Here is a 23,656-nt window from a genome sequence, read left to right on the forward strand (position 1 = left end):
ATCTCGCTCGACTTGCATGTATTAGGCACGCCGCCAGCGTTCGTCCTGAGCCAGGATCAAACTCTCCATAAAAAGTGTTTGAAAGCTCATTTGCTTTGCTAGCGTTATCTATGATAACAATTGCTTATCACTAAGTGATAAGACTTTATTGTGATTAACTTCTTGCTTGTTTAGTTTTCAAGGTTCATGTTGTTTCGTCTTTTTTGTCAGACGACTTAACTATTATAACATTTTCGAGTTTATCATGTCAAGAACTTTTTTAAATTCTTTTTCAATCATTCTCGCGTCACTCGTTAGCGACTTTAATATTATAACTCTTTAAGCTTTCAGTGTCAAGAACTTTTTCACAAAAGTTTTAAGCTGTTTTAGCAACTCTCCTTGACGACTTAATTAGTATATCACCATAACTTAATAGGTGCAAGTGTTTTTTGAAAAAATTTATCTTGTTAATAAACACTTTCAAACAACTACCTTTCATATTGTACAGCAACATAACTAACCAGACAATCAATATTTTCATTATATAATAGAAGAAGCCCCCATAAATCTCAAAAGATTCATGGGGCTTCTATTACTATATTAGTCGCGTTGACGCATTAATGGGAATAATAGAACGTCACGGATTGATTGTGAATTAGTTAAAAGCATAATCATACGATCGATTCCGATTCCTAAACCACCTGTTGGTGCCATACCGAACTCTAAAGCTTCTAAGAAATCTTCGTCCATCTCATGTGCTTCATCATTACCTTGTTCTTTTTCTACCATTTGTGATTCGAAACGCTCACGTTGATCGATTGGATCATTTAACTCTGTGAATGCATTTGCGTGTTCACGGCGAACGATGAATAACTCAAAACGATCCGTAAAGCGTGGATCTTCTGGATTTTTCTTCGCTAATGGTGAAATTTCTACTGGGTGACCGAAGATGAATGTTGGTTGAACTAACGATTCCTCTACTTTTTGCTCGAAGAATTCATTTAAGATATGACCAACTTCCATTGTCTCACGGATTTCGATGCCATGTTCTTTCGCAGCAGTTTGAGCTTCTTCTTTCGTCATTTGTTTCCAGAAGTCTACTCCAGTTGCTTCTTTAACTGCATCTACCATGTGTAGACGTTTCCAACCTTTAGTTAAGTCGATTACATCTTCACCGTATTGAATTTTCGTTTCACCGATTACTTCTTGAGCAACGTGTACGAATAAATCTTCAGTTAAGTTCATGATATCTTCGTAGTCAGCGTATGCTTCATATAACTCAAGTAATGTGAACTCCGGGTTATGACGAGTTGATACACCTTCATTACGGAATACGCGGCCAATTTCATAAACTTTCTCTAAACCACCAACGATTAGGCGTTTTAAATATAGTTCAATTGCAATACGCATATACATTTGTGCATCTAGTGCATTGTGATGCGTTACGAACGGACGAGCCGCTGCTCCACCTGCAATTGCATTTAACATTGGTGTTTCAACTTCTAAATAACCTTTATTATCTAAGAAGTTACGAATCGAACGAATAATTTGGCTACGTGTGATGAAAGCTTTTTTGCTCTCTTCATTCGTCATTAAGTCTAAGTAACGTTGACGATAGCGTTGCTCAACATCTTGTAAGCCGTGGAATTTCTCAGGCATTGGACGTAGCGATTTTGTTAAGAAAGTGAATTCTAATGCTTTGATTGTTAATTCACCAACATGAGTTTTAAAGATTGAACCTTTAATACCAACAATATCACCTAGGTCAGCACGCTTGAATAGTTCGTAAGCTTCTTCACCGATTGCATCTTTACGTACGTAAATTTGAATTTGACCACCTAAATCTTGAATGTTCGCAAATCCAACTTTACCTTTACTACGTTTAGTCATAATACGACCAGCGATTACAACTTCGATTGGCGCTTCTAGTTCTTCTAGTTCTTCTTTCGTGATTGCTTCAAATTTTTCATGTAATTCATTTGTTAAATGGGTTCTTTCAAAGCGTTGACCGAATGGATCCAGTCCAGCTTCTCTAATTGAGTCCATTTTTTCACGTCTAACGATCATTTGGTCATTTAGTTCTTCTGACACAACGTTCACTCCTTATAATTGTTCCGCATAGCAGTCCATAATGTATTTATTGTACACAATTTCCCCGTATGATTCATCTCTTTCCGTTCAATTTCTTTCGGGAATAGAAAATCTTTCATACGCAAATGTTGTTATAGTAGAGTTTACTCCAAATTCAACAATTTATAAACGCATCGACACTTTTTACCTCTAAATGCTTTCGAACACCTTGATGATCAACAGTCGGCAATAGTGCTTCGATTGATTTATTCAAAACAGGGTGTACTAGGTCCATTGTAATTTCAGCTAATGGCACTAGCACAAATCCTCGTTCATGCATTCTTGGATGTGGAATAATTAGACGTTCAGTATCCATTACTTGATCGTCAAATAGGACAATATCTAAATCCATCGTTCTTGGACCCCATCTAATAATTCGAACACGCTTCAACTCTTCTTCAATTGATTGGCAAACCTCTAAAAGTTGTACAGGTGATAAAGTCGTCTCTACCGCTACCGCTATATTCATAAATAAATCCTGATCTTCATACCCTACCGGATCAGTATCGTACACAGATGACACCGCAGTCACTTTGATTTCTTCATGTGCATTCAACAACGCAACAGCTTGTTTCAACGAATCCACCTTATCGCCCATATTTGAGCCTAATGAAATATAAGCAACACTCACTGCATCTCACCTCTAGTAATTTCCACCGCTACTTCACGATAATGCCCTGGAATCGGTGGATCTGGCTTAATCACTTCTACTTGCAGCCCTTTTATTTCATTCGGATACGCTGCACGAACATCTGTAGCAATCTTCTCTGCTACCGCTTCAATTAGTTTAAAAGGTTTACCTTCTAAGATTTTTTGAACAATCATAAACACATCCGCGTAACTCACTGTGTTATCTAAAGAATCCGTCTCACCTGCATGTTGTAAATCTACGGCAATTTTCATCGTCACTCTAAATCTTTGGCCTAATTCTGTTTCAGTCGGTAAAACACCATGATAACCGTAAAACTCTAAATCTCTTAAATGTATATAATCCATTCTATTTCCCCCTTATTTTAAAGAATCCATCGTTTTCATCATACGCGCAATTGGCTTCACATCATGTACACGCATTATATGGCATCCATTACTCACACCGTAACAACAAGTCGCTCCAGTACCTTCCATACGCTCATCTACTGGCAAATCTAAAATTGTTCCAATCATACGTTTTCTTGATGTCGCTAATAACACGGGATAACCCATATCCGATAAATTCGATAAATTTTTCATCATCTCAATATTTTGTTCAAATGATTTCGCAAAACCAATGCCCGGATCCAGCCAAATTTTTTCACGCTTAACGCCCGCTTCCAAAGCGATTTGAATACTTTCTTCCAAATCTGCTTTGGCTGTCGCCCAAAAATCCGTACCATAATCTTCGTTTTTTCGATTATGCATTAAAATAATCGGCACATTATGACGTGCAGCTACTTCCGCAATTCTCGGATCATGCTTTGCACCCCATACATCATTAATAATATGTGCGCCTGCTTGAACTGCCGCTTCCGCCACTTCCGATTTGAATGAATCAATCGATACAAGTACATCTAACTCCGATGTAATGGCTTGAATAACTGGCACGACACGCGCGATTTCTTCTTCAATCGACACCGGTGTATAACCAGGGCGGGTCGACTCGCCACCTACATCAATAATATGCGCGCCATCCGCTACCATTTCCTTCGCATGTATGACCGCTTTTTCAACGGAATTGAACTCACCACCATCTGAAAAAGAATCAGGTGTTACATTCAAAATCCCCATGATATATGTTTTCTTACCGAATTCTAATTCCAACTTACTCCCTCATCTCTTTATAAAGTGCATGCAACGATTGATAAACCGAACCTTCTCCACCAGCAAATCGAAGTTCACCAATCGAATGAATCGGAACAATCTCTTGAATTGAAGTCGTCACAAAACATTCTTCCGCATGTTGAAGCGATTTTTTTAAAAACACCCCTTCATTCACCTGCAAATTCAATTGATCCGCGAGTTTCATCACATATTGTCTAGTTATGCCATTTAATATGCCCGTTTCTATAGATGGCGTATATAACTCCCCATCCTTCACCCAAAAAATATTCGAAGTGATGCCTTCCGCTATAAAGCCTTCTTCAGTTAAAAAGAAGCCTTCAACATCTTTCAACGAAGCAACCTCTTGTCTCGCCAAAATATTATTCGCGTAATGATGTGATTTATAACGAATGGCTTGTTCTGGCGTATTCCGTCGCGTCTCTAACCAAATCGCTTCCTTCTCAAGGATACCGGCAAGCAACTCTTTACGGAAAATAATGACCGTCGGATGATCATACGTCCTCGCCTGTAGACCTAATCCTTCATTCCCCGCAGATACATTCAAACGAAAATAACCATCTTGATTCCCCGACTTCGCATTTAACGTACGAATCACTTCCATCAACTCATCATTTGAATAGGGCATCTTAATCTTATATTCATTCAAAGCTGTCTTCATGCGCTCCATATGCTCTTCAAAAAGGAACGGTTCATCATTATATGTTCGAAACGTTTCAAAAAATCCTAATCCATATAAAAATCCATGATCTAATGGCGAAATTCGTAAATCTTCAGCTTGGACAAATTCGCCATCTTTCCAGCACCACATTATTTCGTTCCTCCGCAATATTGATCAATGAAATTTCGTAGAAGCGTCAAGCCACTCTCCGTCATAATCGACTCTGGATGGAATTGAACACCTTCCACCGCTAAATCTTTATGGCGCAACCCCATAATTTCTCCTTCAGCAGTCCACGAAGTTACTTCTAAACAATCTGGCAATGAAGATTTTTCTACAATCAACGAGTGATAACGCGTCGCATTATACGGATTCGGCATACCTTTATTCATATCCGCATCATTATGGAATACAGGTGATACTTTCCCATGCATTAATCTCTCCGCTCGCACGACTTTCCCACCAAACACCTGCGCAATTGATTGATGACCTAAACAAACACCTAAAATCGGAATTTCCCCCGCAAAATGTTCAATGATTTCAAGGCTCATTCCCGCTTCGTTAGGCGAACAAGGTCCAGGTGAAATAACGATCATCTTCGGTGTAAGTGCATCTATTTCCGCTAAAGTAATTTGGTCATTTCGAATGACTTGAATATCCTCTTGTAACTCACCGAAATATTGCACAATATTATACGTAAATGAATCATAATTATCGATCATTAATATCATTGTTGTACCTCCTCAACCATTTGCACCGCTTGCCACATTGCTTTTGCTTTATTTAATGACTCGATATATTCCTTCTCCGGAATCGAATCAATGACAATTCCCGCACCTGCTTGAATATAGACTTTTTCATCTTGAATAAACGCCGTACGAATGACGATGTTCATATCCAGATCGCCATTGTATCCAATCCAACCAATCGAACCTGTGTAAATCCCTCTACGAACCGGTTCTAATTCCTCGACAATTTCCATCGTGCGGATTTTTGGCGCGCCTGTAATTGTGCCACCTGGGAACATTGCACGAATGACTTCTGTATTCGATTGATTTGCAGCAATTTTACTGCGGACATTCGATACAATATGCTGCACATGTGAATATTTTTCAATGACCATGAATTCATCTACATGTACGGTGCCATATGCCGATACTTTGCCCAAATCATTTCTTTCTAAGTCTACAAGCATGACATGTTCTGCTCGTTCTTTCTCATTGTTGATTAATTCATTCGCTAATTCTAAATCCTCCGCATCATTATTTCCGCGAGGGCGAGTTCCAGCAATCGGACGCGTTGATAAATCTTCGTCATCCTTTTTAATTAATAGTTCTGGAGATCCTGACACGATCGAAAACGCAGGTGACTTGATCAAAGCGCTATAAGGCGATGGGTTAAATGTGCGCAATGCTTCAAAAAGAATAATCGGCTCAACCGTAAAATCCTTACTTTGGCGGACGGAGAGATTCACTTGGAATACATCGCCCTGTTTTATATATTCTTGGATTTGGCGTACCGCTGCTTCAAATTGAGCGCCATTCATCGACACATTCATATTTTCTATTTGGTGATTTAAAACCTTCGCATCCTTCGAGAAAATACGCTTCGCTTCAGCCGATTCCCATTGCTTAAACCAGTCCGCAAGATTTACATCACTCGTCGAAGTTTTCATAACAGTTAATTCACTTTTCTCTACATCAAAAACCGCCCATGCATCTACTAAATACATGAATTGATCAGGAAAATGTAAATCGTCATCTGCTGTGTTGCTTAAGCTCTCAATTTTCCGTGCATAGTCATAGGAAATCGAACCAATTACACCACCTGTAAATAGCTCTTCCTCTGTCTGAAATGCGTATGTATTTGTTAATTGCTCAATTAGTTCCAGTGATTCCCCTTTGCGAATTTCCACATCACCGTTGCGCCACTGAATCTGAATTCCTTCATCCGTTGATTGAATAACAGCTAATGGATTCCAAGCCGCAATATGTTGTTTACCGCTCCTACCACTTTCTAAATAAATGGCATGATCTACCTTTGAAGTCTGCTCCTTAAAGCTATAAAAAAATGAATCTGCATTAAAATGGATTGATTCCGATTGAAATAGTTGATTGTTCAAGGTCTTTCCTCCACATCCTAAGTGTTTGTTACTTGTCCATAGTATATGAAATGTAGCGGCTTTTCGCAAAATTAAATACAAAAAAGCAGGAATGCAGCTCGATTGCTACACCCTGCTTAATTATTTTAATTTTATTAGTCATCGAAGTGATAAAGAGGTGTCGATAAGTAGCGTTCGCCATTAGAAGCTAGCACTGCTAATACGTTTTTACCTTTACCAAGACGTTTCGCTGTTTCGATTGCTGCGAAGATTGCTGCACCTGATGAAATACCACCAAGAATACCTTCTTCTTTTGCAACTTTACGAGCTGTATCGAATGCAGCGTCGTTTTCTACAGGGAATACAGAACCGTAAATTTCAGTATTTAATACTGAAGGTACGAAGCCTGCACCGATTCCTTGGATTTTATGTGGACCTGGTTTGCCGCCTTCAAGTACTGGAGAATCTTTTGGTTCAACAGCGATGATTTCGATATTTGGGAATTTCTCTTTTAATACTTCACCTGCACCAGTGATTGTACCACCTGTACCTACACCCGCAAGGAATGCATCAAGTGTTAAACCTACTTTTTCAAATGCGTCTACAATTTCAGGTCCAGTTGTTAAACGGTGAACGACCGCATTCACTGGGTTTTCAAATTGTTGAGGTAAGAACCAACCGTTTTCTTTTGAAAGTTCTTCCGCTTTTGCGATTGCACCTTTCATACCTTCAGCACCTGGTGTAAGAATTAATTCTGCACCATATGCACGAAGTAAGTTACGACGTTCCATAGACATTGTATCAGGCATTACGATGACTGATTTGTAACCTTTTGCAGCTGCGATCATTGCAAGACCAATTCCTGTGTTACCTGAAGTTGGTTCGATTAATGTGCTACCTGCTTTTAAAATACCGTCTTTTTCAGCTTGTTCAACCATTCCTAATGCTAAACGGTCTTTTACTGAACTACCTGGGTTCATATATTCTAATTTTACATATACGTCAGCGTCATTTGGACCTGTTACGTTGTTTAATTTTACGATTGGTGTATTTCCTACTAAATCAGATACTGAATTTACGATTTGGTTTGTCATTTCAATCCCACTCCTAATCCCTAGTAATTTTATAGGTTTTTAATTTATTTTAATTTTACAGCAGTAAAAATAGAAAGTCAATTAAAAAAGTGTCAGTCTATTTCGCATAGTCCGACACTTCACTTTTTAAAAATTATGCTTGTTGTTCTTTAATTTCTTCGATGATTCCTTCTAATTCTGCTTTCGGGAAATCATACACTTCCATACAGAAGTGACATTGCGTTTCCGCGTGGCCTTCTTCATCAATGATCGTTTGGATTTCATTCGTTCCTAAGCTTAATAATGCTGAACTGAAGCGTTCTTTCGAGCAGTTACAAGCAAAGCTAACAGGCATAGAATCCAATACAGATACATTTTCTTTACCTAGAACTGATTCTAAAATTTGCTCAGGTGTATAGCCTTTTTCAATCATTTTAGAAACCGGCTCGATTTTACTAAGTTGTTCTTCGATTGCCGTAATAATTTCGTCTTCTACATTCGGCATTACTTGGATGACAAATCCACCTGAAGCTAAGATTGAATTATCCGTATCAACAAGTACACCTAACCCTACAGCTGAAGGTACTTGTTCTGATTTTGCAAAGTAGTATGTGAAGTCTTCAGCGATTTCACCAGAAACTAGTGGTACTTGACCAGTGAAGTAATCACGTAAACCAGCATCTTTAACTACTGATAACGAACCTTCCGTACCTACTGCGCGGCGAACATCTAATTTTCCATGTTCATTCAGGTCGTAATGTACGTGAGGGTTTACTGCATAACCGCGTACTTCACCTTTTGCGTTCGCATCTACTACGATTCCGCCGATTTCACCATCACCTTGGATTTTGATTGTTAGACGATCTTCACCTTTTTGCATTGCACCCATCATAACACCAGCAGTCATTGTACGACCTAATGCTGCTGAAGTAGTTGGCCAAGTATCGTGTCGGCGTTGTGCTTCCCCTACTGTTTCCGTAGTACTTACTGCAAATGCACGGACACTACTATTAAAACCTATTGCGCGAACTAAATAATCTGACATATATATTCCTCTTTTCCTTATAAGCAAAGTCAATTTCTTTCGACATCATAACATAGTTTGATAGACAAAAAAAAGCTGACCGCCTTGAACAGGCGATCAACATTTTTTATTCACGTTCTTCTTGAATACCGTTTTTGTTTTTATCGTTCTGTTGTTCTTTTGGAAGATTGTCTACAGTCGGATCAGTTGTTCCTTCTTCAACTTTATCTTCTTTCACAACAGTTGGTTCAGTCGATTCAGCTTTCACTTCATCAACGATTACTTCTTTGTTTTTATTCTCATAAGAGCGTTCTGGTAATTTACCATACTTCTCTAAATGTTCGATTTGTTCAGCATCTAATGTTTCAACCTCTAATAGAGTTTGAGCGATTAGATTTAATAAATCGCGGCGTTCTGTAAGAATATCTTTCGTACGTTGGTACTGTGCAGAAACCATTGATTGCATTTCTTGGTCGATTTCATAGGCAATCTTATCTGAGTAATTTTGTTCTGAAGTCATATCGCGACCTAAGAATACGTTACCCCCTTGGTTTCCACCAAATTGTAATTGTCCTAATTTATCACTCATACCGTACTCAGTAACCATTGCGCGAACGATGCTCGTTACACGTTGGAAGTCATTGTGTGCGCCTGTAGAAACTTCACCGAATACGATGTCCTCAGCTACTCGTCCACCTAACAGACCAGAAACTTTATCTAAAAGTTCAGGTTTAGTTTGGAAGTAACGATCTTCTTTCGGAAGCATTACTGCATATCCGCCAGCTTGTCCACGAGGGACGATTGTTACTTTATGAACTTTCTCTGCTTCATCTAAAGTTAAGCCTACAACTACGTGACCTGCTTCGTGATAAGCAACGATATTACGTTCTTTTTCAGAAATAACACGACTTGTTTTCGCAACACCGGCAATTACGCGGTCAGTTGCTTCATCAATATCGCCCATGTCGATTTTCGTTTTGTTACTACGCGCTGCAACTAATGCTGCTTCGTTTAGTAAGTTTTCTAAATCGGCACCAGAGAAACCTGGTGTACGTTGAGCGATTGCTTTTAAATCTACTGATTCATCAAGCGGTTTTTTGCGAGCATGTACTTTAAGTACTGCTTCACGACCACGAACATCCGGGCGACCTACTGTAATTTGACGGTCAAAACGGCCTGGACGTAATAACGCTGGGTCAAGAATATCTGGACGGTTAGTAGCAGCGACGATAATAATACCTTCGTTTGCTCCGAAACCATCCATCTCAACTAGTAATTGGTTAAGTGTTTGCTCACGTTCATCGTGACCACCACCAACACCTGCTCCACGTTGACGACCTACTGCATCAATTTCATCAATGAAAATGATACAAGGTGCGTTTTTCTTCGCATTTTCAAATAAGTCACGCACTCGAGATGCACCGACACCGACGAACATCTCTACGAAATCAGAACCTGAAATCGAGAAGAATGGTACGCCAGCTTCACCGGCAACAGCACGTGCAAGTAATGTTTTACCCGTACCTGGAGGCCCTACTAATAGGATCCCTTTTGGAATACGCGCTCCGATTGCTTCGAATTTAGAATGGTCTTTTAAGAAGTCAACAACTTCAATAAGTTCTTGCTTCTCTTCGTCCGCTCCAGCAACATCTGTAAAGCGAACTTTCTTCTTCTGATCGTCATAAAGCTTAGCCTTACTCTTACCGAAGCTCATGACACGGTTTCCACCGCCTTGAGATTGGTTTAATAAGAAGAAGAATAAAATAAAGATGATAATGAATGGGATAATCCCAGTTAAGAAAGTAATAAATCCATTTGTTTCAGGAGCAGCAAGAATCTTAATAGATGTACTCTCTTTTGCTTCTTTACGAATAGAGTTCATTAATTCTTGGTCGTCTTGAGGGATATTAGTTACGAATGACTCGTCTTCTTTATATCCTTCTAATTTACCTTTTACGACATATACTAGTCGCTCAGGTTGGACTTCCATGTTTGTAATCTTACCATCGTCTAATGCAGTAACAAACTCGTGATAATCAATTTCGTTCGTTGGTTTATTGGCTTTGTTAAATGACCCAAAAATACCTACGATCACGAGAAAAATCAATAAATAAAATATGGCGTATCGAAATGCTCGATTCATCCCCAGCCTCCTCACAAGGTAAACAGAAAAACTATAGTAAATCTTATCATATGACTATTTGACCGTACAATGAAAAGCCTTCTGTAGCACAATTTTTAAGTAAAAATTGTTACAGTTCTTTTAAAAAGAATAGACAGACTTCTTAAGTACACCAATATATGGTAAGTTACGATATCTCTCTGCGTAATCTAATCCGTATCCAACTACAAATGCATCTGGTACATCGAATCCTACGTAATCTGCGTTTAATTCAACTTTACGACCTGATGGCTTGTCTAACAGTGTAATAATTTTGATTGATTTTGCTTTACGGTATTTAAATAAATCTACTAAATAGCTTAAAGTTAAACCAGAATCAATGATGTCCTCAACGATGATGATGTCGCGGCCTTCAACGCTTGTGTTTAAATCTTTTACGATTTTAACTTCACCTGAAGAAACAGTTGCGTTACCGTAACTAGTTACATCCATGAAGTCAATTTCAAGATAAGCGTCGATACGTTTCATAAGATCCGCCATGAATGGCATTGCACCTTTTAAAACACCCACTAATAGAGGGAATTTGTCTTGGTAATCTGCAGAAATCTGCTCACCTAGACCTTTGATTTTTTCTTGCAGTTGTTCCTCGGAAATTAAGACTTCTTCGATGTCTTTTTGAAGCATGATTTGTATCCTCCTTAAAAATGAACGACGCGATTAATTTTCAGCGTCTATTATCAGTACTACACCATCTATTGAGCGCGCATCATCTAGTTGATGACCTATTCGCAATCCCGGTACAGCAAGCGGCGTATTCATACGATCCACCAGTACAGGAAATTGCTCTCTCTCATGCTTTGGAATCTTCTCATCTATTAATAGACGTGAAACTTTTTTTGTTCCTTCCATACCTTTTAAACTCAATCGGTCACCATCAATTTTCGAACGTACCGTAAGTGGTAACAATTCAGGGTCTAATGGATAGATTTTTGCTAAAGATGTGTGAGGTGGTATTTTTTCAAATACGCCAACTCTACAACTCGGCCTTATCGTAAACCATTCGTTTAAAATAAGGGTTTTATGCGGTTTTTCTAATTGTTCGGGTTTTACACGATACAACTCGAGTACCTCATAATTTTGTCGAGCGACTCCTTCCATAGGGAGAGAAATTTCTCGATTACCATTTGTTGTTTTCGTCAACTCTAAAATTGCATTCCAAAGAGTATAGCTTTGCGCAATGATTGTATCTTTGTAAAGATATTTTAATAGTAGTAGAATGGCTCTTCTTTGTAAAGCAAGTGGACGTTTTTGGAACGAAGTAATGTCAATTGAAATAAAATTATCCTTTTTTGTCAAAATACATTCAATTAATAAATCGTTCGTTAATTGACCTAATAATTCTTCATCCATGCGCTCTTTTTCTGAAAATCTTTGAAAAGACTTTGTGATTTTCACGTTTTCAGCCTTTAATAAAGGTGCAACATGATGTCTCATTCGATTACGTAAGTAAGTGTCTTTATCGTTGCTAGCATCTTCGCGGTAGATTAACTCGTGCGCTTCTAAATATTGCGTGATTACATCGCGTGTAACCGTTAGCATTGGTCGTATTAATACTTTATTATGAAAGGGTCGTTGTGCAGGCATTCCTAGAACACCTTGATCAATAGCGCCTTTCACTAAAGCCATCAAGATAGATTCCATTTGGTCATCCGCATGATGCGCCACAGCTAATTTATCGAAATTATGCGCTGTCAAAACTTGATTTAAAAAGTCGTACCTTTCTCGTCTACAAATATCTTGAAGATTGCCAGATTCGCTTTCCAATATTTTGGGAATTGGAATGCGAGTTGAATGAAAAGATATATTTCGTTTTTCACAGAACTCACGTACAAATTCTTCATCTGCATCTGCTTCTCCATCACGCAACATGTGATTTACGTGCGCAGCAGCGATTTCAAATGATTCTTTCTTACTTAATTCATGCAAAAAGTGTAAAAGGACAATTGAGTCAATTCCGCCAGAACAACCGATTAATATTCGATCTCCTCGTTGAATTAATCCATGTAATTTCATATAGCTTGTGATTTCTTGTTCAAGCTCCATCATCTCTCTTCACCTCTACTATTAATAATAGCATTGTTCTTGTTCAGTAGTGAACAAAGATCAGAAATGATTTGTCTGCAAAAGCCATATTTACATAGAATTCTTTTGCATTTCTTATGTAATACCCCATTTATTGCTAGAAAACTCCAAAAATATTGTAGAAAAATAATTTAATTAAGAAAAAATGAACTTTTTTTAGAAAATATCTTGACGATTGTCGAATCCTCTTGTAATATAATCTATGTTGTCAAAAAGACAGCAACTTACGGCGACCTAGCTCAGCTGGCTAGAGCGTTCGGTTCATACCCGAAAGGTCGGGGGTTCGATCCCCTCGGTCGCCATATCTGGCCCCTTGGTCAAGCGGTTAAGACACCGCCCTTTCACGGCGGTAACACGGGTTCGAATCCCGTAGGGGTCATATTAAAAGAAGCTTTCCTTTTAAGGAGAGTTTCTTTTTTTGTTTTCTTAAAATAATATTACATAAGCAAAAAGGTGAAATTGATGAATTTATACAAATCCAACAATTTCACCTTAACTGTATGATAAAACACCTTTTCTATGACCAAATAGTTAGCAATTAGCTTCTTTTTGCGCCACGGCCACCGCGTTTTGATTCAGTTGCGCGTTTTAAAGTTGTAAGACGGTCTTCACTGTCTTTTAAGAAACGTGCCATTTTTTGCTCGAAATTTTCTACTGGTTGACGACTTTCGCCACGGTGATTACCGCCACGATTGTTGTTATTGCGTGGACGTTGTGGGCGTTCTGGACGCTCCGGACGTTCTGGTTGAGGTTTAGCTTTACGAATTGAAAGTCCAATTTTGCCATCAGCTTCAACATTCATTACTTTAACTTCTACCATTTCGCCAACTTTTAAGTGGTCGTTGATATCTTTTACATAGTTATCCGCAACTTCACTAATGTGAACAAGTCCTGTTGAGTTATCTGGTAATTCAACGAATGCTCCAAAATTTGTGATCCCCGTTACTTTACCTTGTACTTTGCTGCCTACTTCAATTGCCATAAAAAAAATGCTCCTCCTTAGAATTTAAGCGACTATATTTAGTCAATAACCGTATTATAATGAACTAAATTTGTTCATTACTCACTACTTATTATAACTATGAAAAAAAGAGTGTCAACAAGACTAATCTTTTTGATTTTTAGAAATGTCTATTTGACCTTCATCATCTAAAGAATTTGGGATATTAAATATTTTTTCACCCTTCTTGGACAAGAATAGATTTTTTCGAACGATTTTCGCAATATAGTCATTATCATCTAACTTCACTAATTGTTCATTCAGTTCTTTCTGTCTCTTTTCCTGTACTTTCAACTCTTTTTCAACCGCTACTTTTTCTTCTTCTTTTTGATTCAATGTGTCGTGTTGCTTCACGAGCAACGTTATTAAAGAACCCAAAGCTATGAGAAATACTATACTCATTACAGCTAAAGTTCGATACAAAGATACTTTTTTATTATGTAATCTTTGTTTTCGAATTTTTTCCTGTTGGGTATAGTCTGAATTAATTCGACTTACCGTACTCATAGGCTTCTGTTTTTTAGGCATTCGTATTCCCCCTTCACTTCTTCTGTTCTCTTTTCTTTATTATAAAGGAAAAACTAGTAAGATTAAAATATTTCCCGGAATAAATTTCCCTTATTTTTAAATCCTAATCTTCATCATCAATAAATTCAGGTTCGATTTTCTCTAATCGTTCTTCACTAATGATTTTATACATCGAATTTGCCTCGTCTTTTTTGACGATATCTTTTAGCATTTCGATTTGTACTGTAACGATTTTTTGACCGAAACGAATTGCTAAAACATCGCCTTCTTTCACTCGGCTAGCTGCTTTAACAACTTTCCCATCAATTGTGATGCGCCCTTGATCCGCTACCTCTTTCGCCAATGTACGGCGTTTAATTAGGCGTGATACTTTAAGAAACTTATCTAACCTCATTTATTACTACCCCTTTTCATCCTCTTTTGCACTATTCCAAAGAGTAATTAACTCTTCGATTGACGCATTTTGGATTTCTCTATTTTGTTCTTTTAATTGATGCTCAATAAAGCCAAATCTACGGGCAAATTTAGCATTGCCATGTAACATCGCTTCTTCTGCTGATAATTTATAGTGGCGCGCTAGATTGACAAGCGTCGTTAAGACATCTCCAAACTCGTCAATTTGCTGTTCTTTCGTACCATTTTCGATGGCCTCTTTAAACTCTACCCACTCTTCTTCCACTTTACCCCAAAAACCTTCAGAATGATCCCATTCAAATCCTAATTTCGCAGCTTTTCTTTGATAATTATAAGAAGTTTGTAATGAAGAATCGGCTCTGTACTCACCTTTAAGAACAGATTCAGTCGTTTCTTCCGCTTCATGTTCTTGTTTTTTAATTTTTTCCCAGTTGGCATTAATTTCTTCAACACTCGTTACTTTTGTATCGCTGAATACATGCGGATGTCGACGAATCATTTTTTTGTTAATTGATTCGATCATATCTTCTAGGTTGTAGTAACCAAGATCTTCACCGATTTGCGCATTCATTAAAACAATCATTAATAAATCGCCAAATTCTTCAATGATATGCTCGTCATCTTCTTCGTCAATCGCTTGAAGTGCCTCGTGAGCTTCTTCTAATAAGTAGCGCTTCAACGACTCATGTGTTTGGGCTTTATCCCATTCACACCCTTCTGGACCTCGTAACGTAGAGATAATTTGACGAAGTGTAGAGAATTCCTTCGTCGCTTCCGTATAATCCGCTACTGGCGGAACATATACAGTTGTTAGATTGTTGATTTCTGCAACATGATCTAACTCATACAACGGAACTGTTTTCAAAACTTCTTCAGACGAACCAGCCGCCGTTACAATCGTTACTGGGTATTCCGCATCGTATTTTTCCATTAACGTTAATTTCACGTTCGAAGCACTCATTTGATCATATACTTGCGCTAATAATAAATGATTGCTCATATTCACATGATGGATTGAAAAAGTAGAGCCATCAACTAATTGGAATCCGTCGATTGGATCGATTCGTAAAGCGCCAAAAATCGCATCTAAGAAACTTTGGCCCCCTTCAATTTTCAAATTAATCTTCCCAGCTTCTTCCGCTTGGACTAGTAGTTGAACCGTCATCTCTGCAACTAAAGGGTGACCCGGAACCGCATAGACAACATCTGAATCTTGCGCTGCTGTCAGTAATACTTCGACGATTTCCTCATACACCGCAGAAAATCCACCATGTTTTTCATATGTTTCATCAAAACTTACAAAAGTAACGCCCTCTTTTTGTAAATCTTGAATAACTGGATGATCTAAAGTTCGTACATATAAATGCTTCGTGCTAATTAATTTTTTATAAACGCCCATTGGTAATTGGTCGAAATCGCCAGCCCCAAGCCCCAATACTGTAATTTGATTCATATTTCCACCTAGTTTCTATTTAATAAAAGTTGGATTTTGGCTATTTTACTCCCGAACGGAATATTGAGCCATTCCTCTTCTTGAAAAATCTCTAATTTTGTTATGCACAATATAAATACTGTTGCACCAATTGTTGAAGAACATACTAAACTCACGACCGCCCATGCGCGCGCCTCTATAAAATCAGGTTGAATCAAATCCCCCAAATATTTAAGTAGGATGACACTTATAGACATTGCGAGCGAAGCGAGCAACACCGTAAAATAAAATCGATTTGGCGCAAGGCGGATTTTTCGGACGATTTTTAAGTAATAAATTAAGCCCATCGTACCGAATAATAAGGCGATATTACTAGCCCATGCTGCACCGACAATGCCAAACCTATGCACAAAATAGGTATTCGACGATAGTTTAATAATGAATGCACTACTTAAAATAATTGTCGGCCATTTTCTAAAGCCAATACCTTGCAAGATAGCTGTTATAGTTACGATAACAGACAACAAAAGGATTTGTAAGACATATACACGCAAAACATTCGATAAATCCGCGTTTTCAAATAATGCCGTATTTAATTCTGGCATTACAAGAATTAAGCCAATTGTCGACGCAATTCCAAATAAACAAGCGACCTGAAACGTAAATTGGATCAGTTGGTTCACTTTATACGAGCGTTCTTTCACAATGGCACTAGCTACTAACGGAACAACCGCTAGAGAAATCGACGTCGCTACAACCAAACCAACTTGTACAAGTGGCTGTCCACGGTCATAAATCCCCTTCTCTTCCATTGCGTGAATCGAATCTTCTACAAAAGTCTCCAATGTTTCAAAAACCGTAAATGAATCAACTAATTGGAATAGAATCAGTAATAAACTGCTCAAGCTCGCGCTTATACTGACGACGAGTAGTTTCGTTAAGATGGGCTTTTTCTCAATTTCTATCGATTTATTGCTAAATAATTTTATATTCCCTTTATTTCTCTTCATATAAATAACTAACAGCACTGCACCAACGACTTCACCTAAAACTGTTCCTAAAACAGCCATTTCCCCAGCTTTATATAAAGAGCCTGTGTTGCTCATGACATAAGCAGTTCCTCCAAGAATGAACACAACCCTCGTCACTTGCTCAATTACTTGTATGATCGCAACAGATTTCAAATCACTTTTAGCTTGTAACTTCCCTTTATACATGCTTAAAATTGGCACGGTCAAAACGACGAATGCACTTATTTTAAGTAAACTTTCAAGTTGCTCATCACCCATTTCCTGCGCGAAGAAATTCGAAGCGAAGTACATGAGTATAAATAAACTAATACTTACAAACCACAAAGTCCGGTATAACAGTGTTGCTACTGCATTTTGTCGTTGAATGGATTGTGAGAATTCATCTACAAGTAATTTCGATATAGCAATCGCCAAACCACTCGCTGTCCACGTCATAAAAATTGCGATGAATGGATACACTTGTTGGTAGATGAAAAAACCTTGATCTCCTACTAAATTTTGAAAAGGTATACGATAAAACATACTTAATACTTTGACAAAAAGTGCCGCAATTGTTAAAAACGCGAGTCCTTTCGCAAAACCTTTCATTTCAGAAGCCACTCATCCACCCCCTTCCATTCTTTTTGGTTAGTATATCATACGTGACTTTATCCCCTGTTACGCATAAAAAACCATGATAAAAGTTGTCTTTTCACGAAAATAGTAACATTTCTATGCAAATTTCCGATGGTATTAAAAAGGAGGTATCGTTCATGAAGATTTTTCGTAAAGAAATGCAGTCTGGCACATCCCAATTCAAGAAACCAAGAAATGCTTTTCGACCATATGAATTTGTTGATTTACTGAAAAAGACCGAAGATGACTATTTTACTGAAGAAGACTCTGAATATATTAGACGATATAAACGAGAAAAGGATGGGCAAAAGACACTCCTTTATCAAATTCGCAAAGAATACACTCCTCAAAAAGATTCTCGTAATGATTTAATGAATCGCCTAAATGCGCAACCTAGAAAAACATAATAAAGAGCCGTTTTGTCAAAATGCATGACAAAACAGCTCTATTTTTTATTCTTTTAAAGCATCAGGTAATAATTTCACGACTGCTTCGACTAGTTCAAATAAATCCTGACTTTTCGAAACTTTTCGTTCATCAACCGTCAATGCTAACATATTATTCTCCATCGTAAAGCCGACAGCGCGGCCTAGGCTCATCGAATCTGACACCATTTTAGAACCGTCAATTTGAGCTGTTCCTTCAGGCGATAGTTCAATTTTATACATTTTATTTTTGTATTTAACCGAATTCAGACCAACTTCTTTACCCCAAGCCTTCATACGAGCAATTCGCATTAGACGATCTACTTCTGTAGGTAAATCTCCGAAACGGTCGACTAATTCGTCGATGATTTCACTATAATCTTTCTCTGTTTGAATCGAACGAATTCGTTTATACATTTGGATTTTTTGATAGCCATCTGGAATATATTCATCCGGTAAATAAGCATCGAATGGTATCAAGATCTCTATATTATGTTCCTCTACTTTTTTCTCACCTGTTTGCTTCTCTTCAACTGCTTCTTCTAACATTTGAGAATATAAATCGAAGCCAACTGAATCGATAAAGCCATGTTGTTGCGCTCCAAGTAAATTCCCTGCACCACGTATTGATAAATCACGCATCGCAATTTTGAATCCAGAACCTAACTCCGTAAATTCTTTTACAGCTTGAAGTCTTTGCTCGGCAACTTCTGTCAGTACTTTATCTCTTTGATACATGAAATAAGCGTAAGCTACACGGTTTGAACGCCCTACTCGACCACGCAGTTGATACAATTGTGACAAGCCCATACGATCTGCGTTGTTGACGATCAATGTATTTACGTTTGGAATATCAATCCCAGTCTCAATAATCGTTGTCGTCACTAATACATCATATTCACCATCAAGGAATGCTAAAATAACCGATTCCAACTCTGATTCTGTCATTTTCCCATGCGCTCTCGCAATTCGAGCTTCTGGAACGAGCGTCTGAATAAGGTCAATCTGTTTGCCCATATCATCGACACGATTGTGAAGATAAAATACTTGCCCACCACGTGCCATCTCTCGCTCAATCGCTTCTCGAATTAATGCGCCATTGTGTTCCATGACATACGTTTGCACTGGGAAACGGTTCGCTGGAGGTGTTTCAATTACCGATAAATCACGCACGCCGACCATCGACATATGCAATGTTCTTGGAATTGGTGTAGCCGTAAGCGTCAATACATCTACATTTGTTTTTAAAGTTTTGATTTTCTCTTTATGTGTCACACCAAAGCGCTGTTCCTCATCGACAATTAGTAATCCTAAATCTTTATAGGCTACGTCTTTCGATAAAATACGATGTGTGCCTACTAAAATATCAATTTTTCCTTCATGCAACGCCGCCAATGTTTCATTTTGCTGTTTTTTAGAGCGGAAACGACTCAATACCCCAATGTTCACAGGTGTATCTTGGAATCGTTCAATCATCGTTTCATAATGCTGTTGCGCAAGAATCGTCGTCGGCACTAAAAATGCTACTTGCTTACCATCTAAAACTGCCTTATGCGCAGCACGAATCGCCACTTCCGTCTTACCGTAACCAACATCCCCACATACTAGACGATCCATTGGACGTTCTCTCTCCATGTCGATCTTAACTTCTTGAATTGTACGAAGTTGATCTTCCGTCTCTTCGTATGGGAATGATTCCTCAAACTCACGCATTTGTGCATCGTCAGGAGAGAATGCAAAACCTTTCGCTGCTTCACGTTCTGCATATAACTTAATTAAATCATCCGCAATATCTTGTACTGCTTTTGCGACCTTCGTTTTCGTTTTCTTCCATTCAACGCCACCAAGTTTATGCAATTTCGGTTCTTTATCTTCCGAGCCGACATATTTTTGGATTAAGTCAATTTGGTCGATTGGCACGAATAATTTATCATCTGCGCGGTATCGAATTTGTAAGTAATCTTTGAAATTACCGTTGATTTCTAATGTTTCGATCCCAATATATTTACCAATCCCGTGATGAACGTGAACGATATAGTCACCCGGCTTTATTTCCGTATAACTTTTGATTCGTTCCGCATTCGTCATCGTTTTCGGACGTGTTTTTCGTTTTTTCTGTTGTTTGAATAATTCTTCTTCCGTCACAACAGCGATTTTCTGCATCGGCAATTCAAATCCCGATGTCAGATGCCCAGATAAAATGAAGACACCTGCGCCATTAGGTGTACCAATTTGAACTTTCACACCATGCTCTTCCAATAGATCTTGTAAAATCCCTGTACGTTCTTTGACATCTGTCATAAAAATTACAGTGAAGTTACTCGATTGCCAACGTTTGATTTCAGATTGAAGTAAATCAATTTGACCATGGAAATGTTGCATTGGTTTACATGAAAAGTTATATGTTTCTGTAAATTTAATACCTGTAAATCCACGTGTAAACAGCGTGAAGAACACTTTTTGTTGTGGAATATTCGCTAAAATTTCTTGGAAGCTGAAAGATGGTTTAACAGAATGGACCATTTTCCCGATTTCGATCATTTCGAGCATCCAATCTTTTTCTTCCTTCTCCCAAGCATCCATCACTTCTTGAATTCGCGCAATTTCCTCAAAAATAACTACGCCATCTTTTTGGAAATAGTCCCCTAAGAAAGTAGGGTTTTCATAAAGCAGTGAGCCATAACGGTTCGTAAACTCTGGTAACTGCCCTTCTTTTAATAAAGTAATATCAGACTGCACATTTTCAAGTAATGTTGTTTTCACTGAATCTGACTGCACTTGTTTCAAACTTTGTGCCAAGCCATCTTCTAAACGAAGCGCTAGTGCGACACGATTTTCTTTTGATAAAACAAATTCAGAAGCAGGTAAAATCGTTAATTGCGTCAATTTATCAATTGAACGTTGGTCATCCGCAGAAAACGTACGAATAGAATCCACTTCCGTATCAAATAATTCGATACGAACGGGATTCTCATAATATGGTGGGTAAATATCGATAATTCCCCCGCGTAATGCGAATTCTCCTGGAGTCGTTACCATGCCATTTCTTGAATAGCCCATTGTTACGAGGTTCGATAACAGTAATTCTGTATCGAGTTCTTCCCCTAACTCAATTTGGACATTTAATTCCTTCCAAAGGTCTTTTGGTGGCATAATTTTACGCATGCCGGCCGCTGGAATGATATATATTCCACGTTGATCATTCAACATATGGTTAATCGTTTCAATTCTTTGCGCTCTAAGTTCAGGACTTGCCACTGTCATGTCCGCTGCAATAAATTCATCAGCAGGATAATAATGAACAAGTTCTTCACCAATTAATTTTGATAAATCTTCATATAAATTTTGAGCTTGAAGCATATTCGGCGCAATTATATACATCGATTTCTTCGTTTCTTCAAAAGCTGTTCCAATCATTGTTGGTCTTGCGCTTCCAGATAATCCTGTTACTAATTGTGACCTTTGCCCGTTCTTTAAATCATTTATAAATTTCTCGATTTCAGCGTCATTCATAAATAATTGATGCAAAATTTCCATAAGGTCCTCCTTTTCTGTTCACTATATAAAAAAGAACGGACTGCGATAAGAATACATTCACTCCTACGACAGTCCCGCTCCGCTATTTTTGATTAAATTTATTCATCACTTCAAGAAATGGCTTATCCAACCAAAATTCACAAGCATCTGCTGCTTTTACGAATGCTTCTTGCATGACCGGTTGATCGTCTTTTGAAAACTTAGATAGGACATAATCCGCAACCTTCATACCTGCTGGGGGACGATTAATACCGACTCTAATGCGGTTAAAATCTTGTGTGCCTAAATGTTGGATTAATGATTTAATACCATTATGTCCGCCTGCACTCCCTTTTTGACGAAGGCGCAATTTACCTTTTTCTAAATCTAAATCATCATAAATCACGACCAAATCTTCTAAATCTATATCAAAATAGTCCATTAACGGACGTACTGATTCACCTGATAAATTCATATATGTTAATGGTTTAAGGAGTACCACTTTGCCTTTTGGCGTATGTACGGTACCAAAAATACCATTAAATTTTGTTTGATTTAAAGTAACACCTAAACGGTCTGCTAATACATCAATTGTATCGAAGCCAACGTTATGATGTGTATGTTCATATGGTTTCCCAGGATTCCCTAGTCCAACGATTAATTTCATTTTCACTACATCCTTTTCATTCACTAATCTTCATTATTTTATCATACCACTAATTAGAAACAAAATAACTCAAACTCGCACAAAAAGAAACACCCAAAATCTTTTCAGACTTCGGGTGTGCTGTATCCATTGTAGTGATTAGCTCTCTGTCAATGGTTTTGGATCTGCTTCATCTTCACCTGTGTCAGCTACTACTTCGCCTTCTTCAAGCGATGGTTCAAGATCTTCTGCTGATACTGGAGTAGATACCGTCACAAGTACGAAATCATCTTCATTTAAGATTTCGAAACTCACTTTCTCACGAATATCTCCAACAGCTAGAGAATCACCAATTGCTAAAGCTGAAATATCTACTTCAATCGATTCTGGAATATTCGAAGGTTCAACATTTAATTTCAACTCTCGGTTCGGTTGCTGAAGTACGCCACCTTCTTTAACACCGACAGATGTACCTTCTAATTGAACGCCTACTTCCATCTCAATTTTCTTATTCATATTTACTGCTAAGAAGTCTAAATGAATTAGATTCCCTTTAACAGGGTCTTTTTGAACTTCCGCAAGTACCGCGTTCACGTCTTTACCATCTACATTTAAAGACATTACCGCATTTCTTCCGTCCTCACGTAAAGTTTTTTCAAAATCTCTTTCGTCTACTGCGATTGGAGTGGTGTCAATTTTATAGCCGTACACTACAGCCGGTACGAAACCACCTTGTCGTAATTCAGTTAGAACTGCGTTTTTGTGTGCCTCTCTTTTTTTAGCATGTACAATTGTTGGCATATTTCATTTCCCCTTCCTTCTCATAGTCTCACCTTATACTCATACCCTGAAATATACCGCTTCAAACATACATACTTAAAATGATTCTTTTTTTCAAATTTAAAGCAGTGACAACTATTGAAGGCAATCAAAAAGAATGCTTTTCAACATTAAAAAAAGCCTACGAATGTAAATTCGTAGGCTTTAATCAATTCTAACTAA

General features: G+C 38.0%; 21 protein-coding genes, 2 tRNA genes and 1 rRNA gene. 3 read left to right on the forward strand and 21 right to left on the reverse strand.

The window, feature by feature from the left end; genetic code table 11:
* The 13 genes from DF281_RS09795 to tilS form a co-directional block, all read right to left on the reverse strand.
* A 16S ribosomal RNA gene (locus DF281_RS09795) occupies positions 1-72 on the reverse strand; the annotation flags it as partial.
* Between the two features lie 507 nt (positions 73-579).
* Positions 580-2,070 (reverse strand): lysine--tRNA ligase, encoded by a 1,491-nt coding sequence (lysS, locus tag DF281_RS09800; protein WP_109350081.1) that lies wholly within the window; start codon positions 2,068-2,070, stop codon positions 580-582.
* 154 nt (positions 2,071-2,224) lie between these two features.
* The gene (folK, locus tag DF281_RS09805; RefSeq protein WP_109350082.1) at positions 2,225-2,740 is read right to left on the reverse strand and encodes a 2-amino-4-hydroxy-6-hydroxymethyldihydropteridine diphosphokinase; all 516 of its coding nucleotides are present in this window, start codon (positions 2,738-2,740) and stop codon (positions 2,225-2,227) included.
* Positions 2,737-3,105, reverse strand: a complete 369-nt coding sequence (gene folB / locus DF281_RS09810; RefSeq protein WP_109350083.1) for a dihydroneopterin aldolase — start codon at positions 3,103-3,105, stop codon at positions 2,737-2,739. The genes folK and folB overlap by 4 nt, the downstream gene beginning before the upstream one ends.
* Positions 3,106-3,117: 12 nt before the next feature.
* Positions 3,118-3,873 (reverse strand): dihydropteroate synthase, encoded by a 756-nt coding sequence (gene folP, locus DF281_RS09815; RefSeq protein WP_109350118.1) that lies wholly within the window; start codon positions 3,871-3,873, stop codon positions 3,118-3,120.
* Between the two features lie 34 nt (positions 3,874-3,907).
* Positions 3,908-4,735, reverse strand: a complete 828-nt coding sequence (gene pabC, locus DF281_RS09820) for an aminodeoxychorismate lyase (RefSeq protein ID WP_109350084.1) — start codon at positions 4,733-4,735, stop codon at positions 3,908-3,910.
* Positions 4,735-5,316, reverse strand: coding sequence for an aminodeoxychorismate/anthranilate synthase component II (gene pabA, locus DF281_RS09825; protein WP_109350085.1), 582 nt, complete (start codon positions 5,314-5,316; stop codon positions 4,735-4,737). The genes pabC and pabA overlap by 1 nt, the downstream gene beginning before the upstream one ends.
* A complete protein-coding gene (locus tag DF281_RS09830; protein WP_109350086.1) occupies positions 5,313-6,707 on the reverse strand; it encodes an anthranilate synthase component I family protein in 1,395 nt (464 codons plus the stop codon). The genes pabA and DF281_RS09830 overlap by 4 nt, the downstream gene beginning before the upstream one ends.
* 134 nt (positions 6,708-6,841) lie before the next feature.
* A complete protein-coding gene (cysK, locus tag DF281_RS09835; protein WP_109350087.1) occupies positions 6,842-7,780 on the reverse strand; it encodes a cysteine synthase A in 939 nt (312 codons plus the stop codon).
* A gap of 133 nt (positions 7,781-7,913) precedes the next feature.
* Positions 7,914-8,804 (reverse strand): Hsp33 family molecular chaperone HslO, encoded by an 891-nt coding sequence (gene hslO, locus DF281_RS09840; RefSeq protein ID WP_109350088.1) that lies wholly within the window; start codon positions 8,802-8,804, stop codon positions 7,914-7,916.
* Between the two features lie 106 nt (positions 8,805-8,910).
* Positions 8,911-10,926: an ATP-dependent zinc metalloprotease FtsH gene (gene ftsH / locus DF281_RS09845; RefSeq protein ID WP_109350089.1), complete on the reverse strand. Its 2,016-nt coding sequence runs from the start codon at positions 10,924-10,926 to the stop codon at positions 8,911-8,913.
* A 120-nt stretch (positions 10,927-11,046) separates the two neighbouring features.
* On the reverse strand, positions 11,047-11,589 hold the full coding sequence (gene hpt / locus DF281_RS09850; RefSeq protein WP_109350090.1) for a hypoxanthine phosphoribosyltransferase: 543 nt from the start codon (positions 11,587-11,589) through the stop codon (positions 11,047-11,049).
* Positions 11,590-11,622: 33 nt separating this feature from the next.
* Positions 11,623-13,011: a tRNA lysidine(34) synthetase TilS gene (gene tilS, locus DF281_RS09855; RefSeq protein ID WP_109350091.1), complete on the reverse strand. Its 1,389-nt coding sequence runs from the start codon at positions 13,009-13,011 to the stop codon at positions 11,623-11,625.
* Between the two features lie 264 nt (positions 13,012-13,275).
* On the opposite strand from tilS, the gene DF281_RS09860 reads away from it, so the two are divergent.
* Positions 13,276-13,349, forward strand: a tRNA-Met gene (locus DF281_RS09860).
* A gap of 5 nt (positions 13,350-13,354) precedes the next feature.
* Positions 13,355-13,426, forward strand: a tRNA-Glu gene (locus tag DF281_RS09865).
* A gap of 159 nt (positions 13,427-13,585) precedes the next feature.
* Here the strand turns inward: DF281_RS09865 and DF281_RS09870 are convergent.
* The 5 genes from DF281_RS09870 to DF281_RS09890 all read right to left on the reverse strand — a co-directional run bounded on the left by DF281_RS09870 (position 13,586) and on the right by DF281_RS09890 (position 18,052).
* Positions 13,586-14,029, reverse strand: coding sequence for a S1 domain-containing RNA-binding protein (locus DF281_RS09870; protein ID WP_109350092.1), 444 nt, complete (start codon positions 14,027-14,029; stop codon positions 13,586-13,588).
* A 123-nt stretch (positions 14,030-14,152) separates the two neighbouring features.
* Entirely contained in the window at positions 14,153-14,575 is a 423-nt protein-coding gene (locus DF281_RS09875; protein WP_109350093.1) for an FtsB family cell division protein, read from the reverse strand.
* A 103-nt stretch (positions 14,576-14,678) separates the two neighbouring features.
* On the reverse strand, positions 14,679-14,969 hold the full coding sequence (locus tag DF281_RS09880; protein ID WP_109350094.1) for an RNA-binding S4 domain-containing protein: 291 nt from the start codon (positions 14,967-14,969) through the stop codon (positions 14,679-14,681).
* 6 nt (positions 14,970-14,975) lie between these two features.
* A complete protein-coding gene (yabN, locus tag DF281_RS09885) occupies positions 14,976-16,442 on the reverse strand; it encodes a bifunctional methyltransferase/pyrophosphohydrolase YabN (protein ID WP_109350095.1) in 1,467 nt (488 codons plus the stop codon).
* An 8-nt stretch (positions 16,443-16,450) separates the two neighbouring features.
* Entirely contained in the window at positions 16,451-18,052 is a 1,602-nt protein-coding gene (locus DF281_RS09890) for a putative polysaccharide biosynthesis protein (RefSeq protein WP_109350096.1), read from the reverse strand.
* 152 nt (positions 18,053-18,204) lie between these two features.
* Here DF281_RS09890 and DF281_RS09895 point away from each other — a divergent pair, with 152 nt between their 5' ends.
* On the forward strand, positions 18,205-18,474 hold the full coding sequence (locus DF281_RS09895) for a hypothetical protein (RefSeq protein WP_109350097.1): 270 nt from the start codon (positions 18,205-18,207) through the stop codon (positions 18,472-18,474).
* A gap of 45 nt (positions 18,475-18,519) precedes the next feature.
* On the opposite strand, the gene mfd is transcribed toward DF281_RS09895, so the two are convergent.
* The 3 genes from mfd to DF281_RS09910 all read right to left on the reverse strand — a co-directional run bounded on the left by mfd (position 18,520) and on the right by DF281_RS09910 (position 23,455).
* Positions 18,520-22,029: a transcription-repair coupling factor gene (mfd, locus tag DF281_RS09900; RefSeq protein WP_109350098.1), complete on the reverse strand. Its 3,510-nt coding sequence runs from the start codon at positions 22,027-22,029 to the stop codon at positions 18,520-18,522.
* Positions 22,030-22,111: 82 nt separating this feature from the next.
* Complete coding sequence (pth, locus tag DF281_RS09905) at positions 22,112-22,675, reverse strand: aminoacyl-tRNA hydrolase (RefSeq protein ID WP_109350099.1); 564 nt, start codon at positions 22,673-22,675, stop codon at positions 22,112-22,114.
* A 138-nt stretch (positions 22,676-22,813) separates the two neighbouring features.
* On the reverse strand, positions 22,814-23,455 hold the full coding sequence (locus DF281_RS09910) for a 50S ribosomal protein L25/general stress protein Ctc (RefSeq protein ID WP_109350100.1): 642 nt from the start codon (positions 23,453-23,455) through the stop codon (positions 22,814-22,816).
* Between the last annotated feature and the right edge of the window lie 201 nt (positions 23,456-23,656).

This window comes from Kurthia zopfii (assembly GCF_003143955.1).
In the GTDB taxonomy this organism is placed as follows: Bacteria; Bacillota; Bacilli; order Bacillales_A; family Planococcaceae; genus Kurthia; species Kurthia zopfii.

What these genes read in the sequence shown, in the direction of transcription:
- pabA (WP_109350085.1), bottom strand. Translation starts at nt 5,316, where the DNA reads ATGATATTAATGATCGATAATTATGATTCATTTACGTATAATATTGTG.
- tilS (WP_109350091.1), bottom strand. Translation starts at nt 13,011, where the DNA reads ATGATGGAGCTTGAACAAGAAATCACAAGCTATATGAAATTACATGGA.
- pabC (WP_109350084.1), bottom strand. Translation starts at nt 4,735, where the DNA reads ATGTGGTGCTGGAAAGATGGCGAATTTGTCCAAGCTGAAGATTTACGA.
- cysK (WP_109350087.1), bottom strand. Translation starts at nt 7,780, where the DNA reads ATGACAAACCAAATCGTAAATTCAGTATCTGATTTAGTAGGAAATACA.
- ftsH (WP_109350089.1), bottom strand. Translation starts at nt 10,926, where the DNA reads ATGAATCGAGCATTTCGATACGCCATATTTTATTTATTGATTTTTCTC.
- DF281_RS09895 (WP_109350097.1), top strand. Translation starts at nt 18,205, where the DNA reads ATGAAGATTTTTCGTAAAGAAATGCAGTCTGGCACATCCCAATTCAAG.
- yabN (WP_109350095.1), bottom strand. Translation starts at nt 16,442, where the DNA reads ATGAATCAAATTACAGTATTGGGGCTTGGGGCTGGCGATTTCGACCAA.
- mfd (WP_109350098.1), bottom strand. Translation starts at nt 22,029, where the DNA reads ATGGAAATTTTGCATCAATTATTTATGAATGACGCTGAAATCGAGAAA.
- pth (WP_109350099.1), bottom strand. Translation starts at nt 22,675, where the DNA reads ATGAAATTAATCGTTGGACTAGGGAATCCTGGGAAACCATATGAACAT.
- DF281_RS09875 (WP_109350093.1), bottom strand. Translation starts at nt 14,575, where the DNA reads ATGCCTAAAAAACAGAAGCCTATGAGTACGGTAAGTCGAATTAATTCA.
- folP (WP_109350118.1), bottom strand. Translation starts at nt 3,873, where the DNA reads ATGGGGATTTTGAATGTAACACCTGATTCTTTTTCAGATGGTGGTGAG.
- DF281_RS09880 (WP_109350094.1), bottom strand. Translation starts at nt 14,969, where the DNA reads ATGAGGTTAGATAAGTTTCTTAAAGTATCACGCCTAATTAAACGCCGT.
- DF281_RS09910 (WP_109350100.1), bottom strand. Translation starts at nt 23,455, where the DNA reads ATGCCAACAATTGTACATGCTAAAAAAAGAGAGGCACACAAAAACGCA.
- hpt (WP_109350090.1), bottom strand. Translation starts at nt 11,589, where the DNA reads ATGCTTCAAAAAGACATCGAAGAAGTCTTAATTTCCGAGGAACAACTG.
- DF281_RS09870 (WP_109350092.1), bottom strand. Translation starts at nt 14,029, where the DNA reads ATGGCAATTGAAGTAGGCAGCAAAGTACAAGGTAAAGTAACGGGGATC.
- folB (WP_109350083.1), bottom strand. Translation starts at nt 3,105, where the DNA reads ATGGATTATATACATTTAAGAGATTTAGAGTTTTACGGTTATCATGGT.
- hslO (WP_109350088.1), bottom strand. Translation starts at nt 8,804, where the DNA reads ATGTCAGATTATTTAGTTCGCGCAATAGGTTTTAATAGTAGTGTCCGT.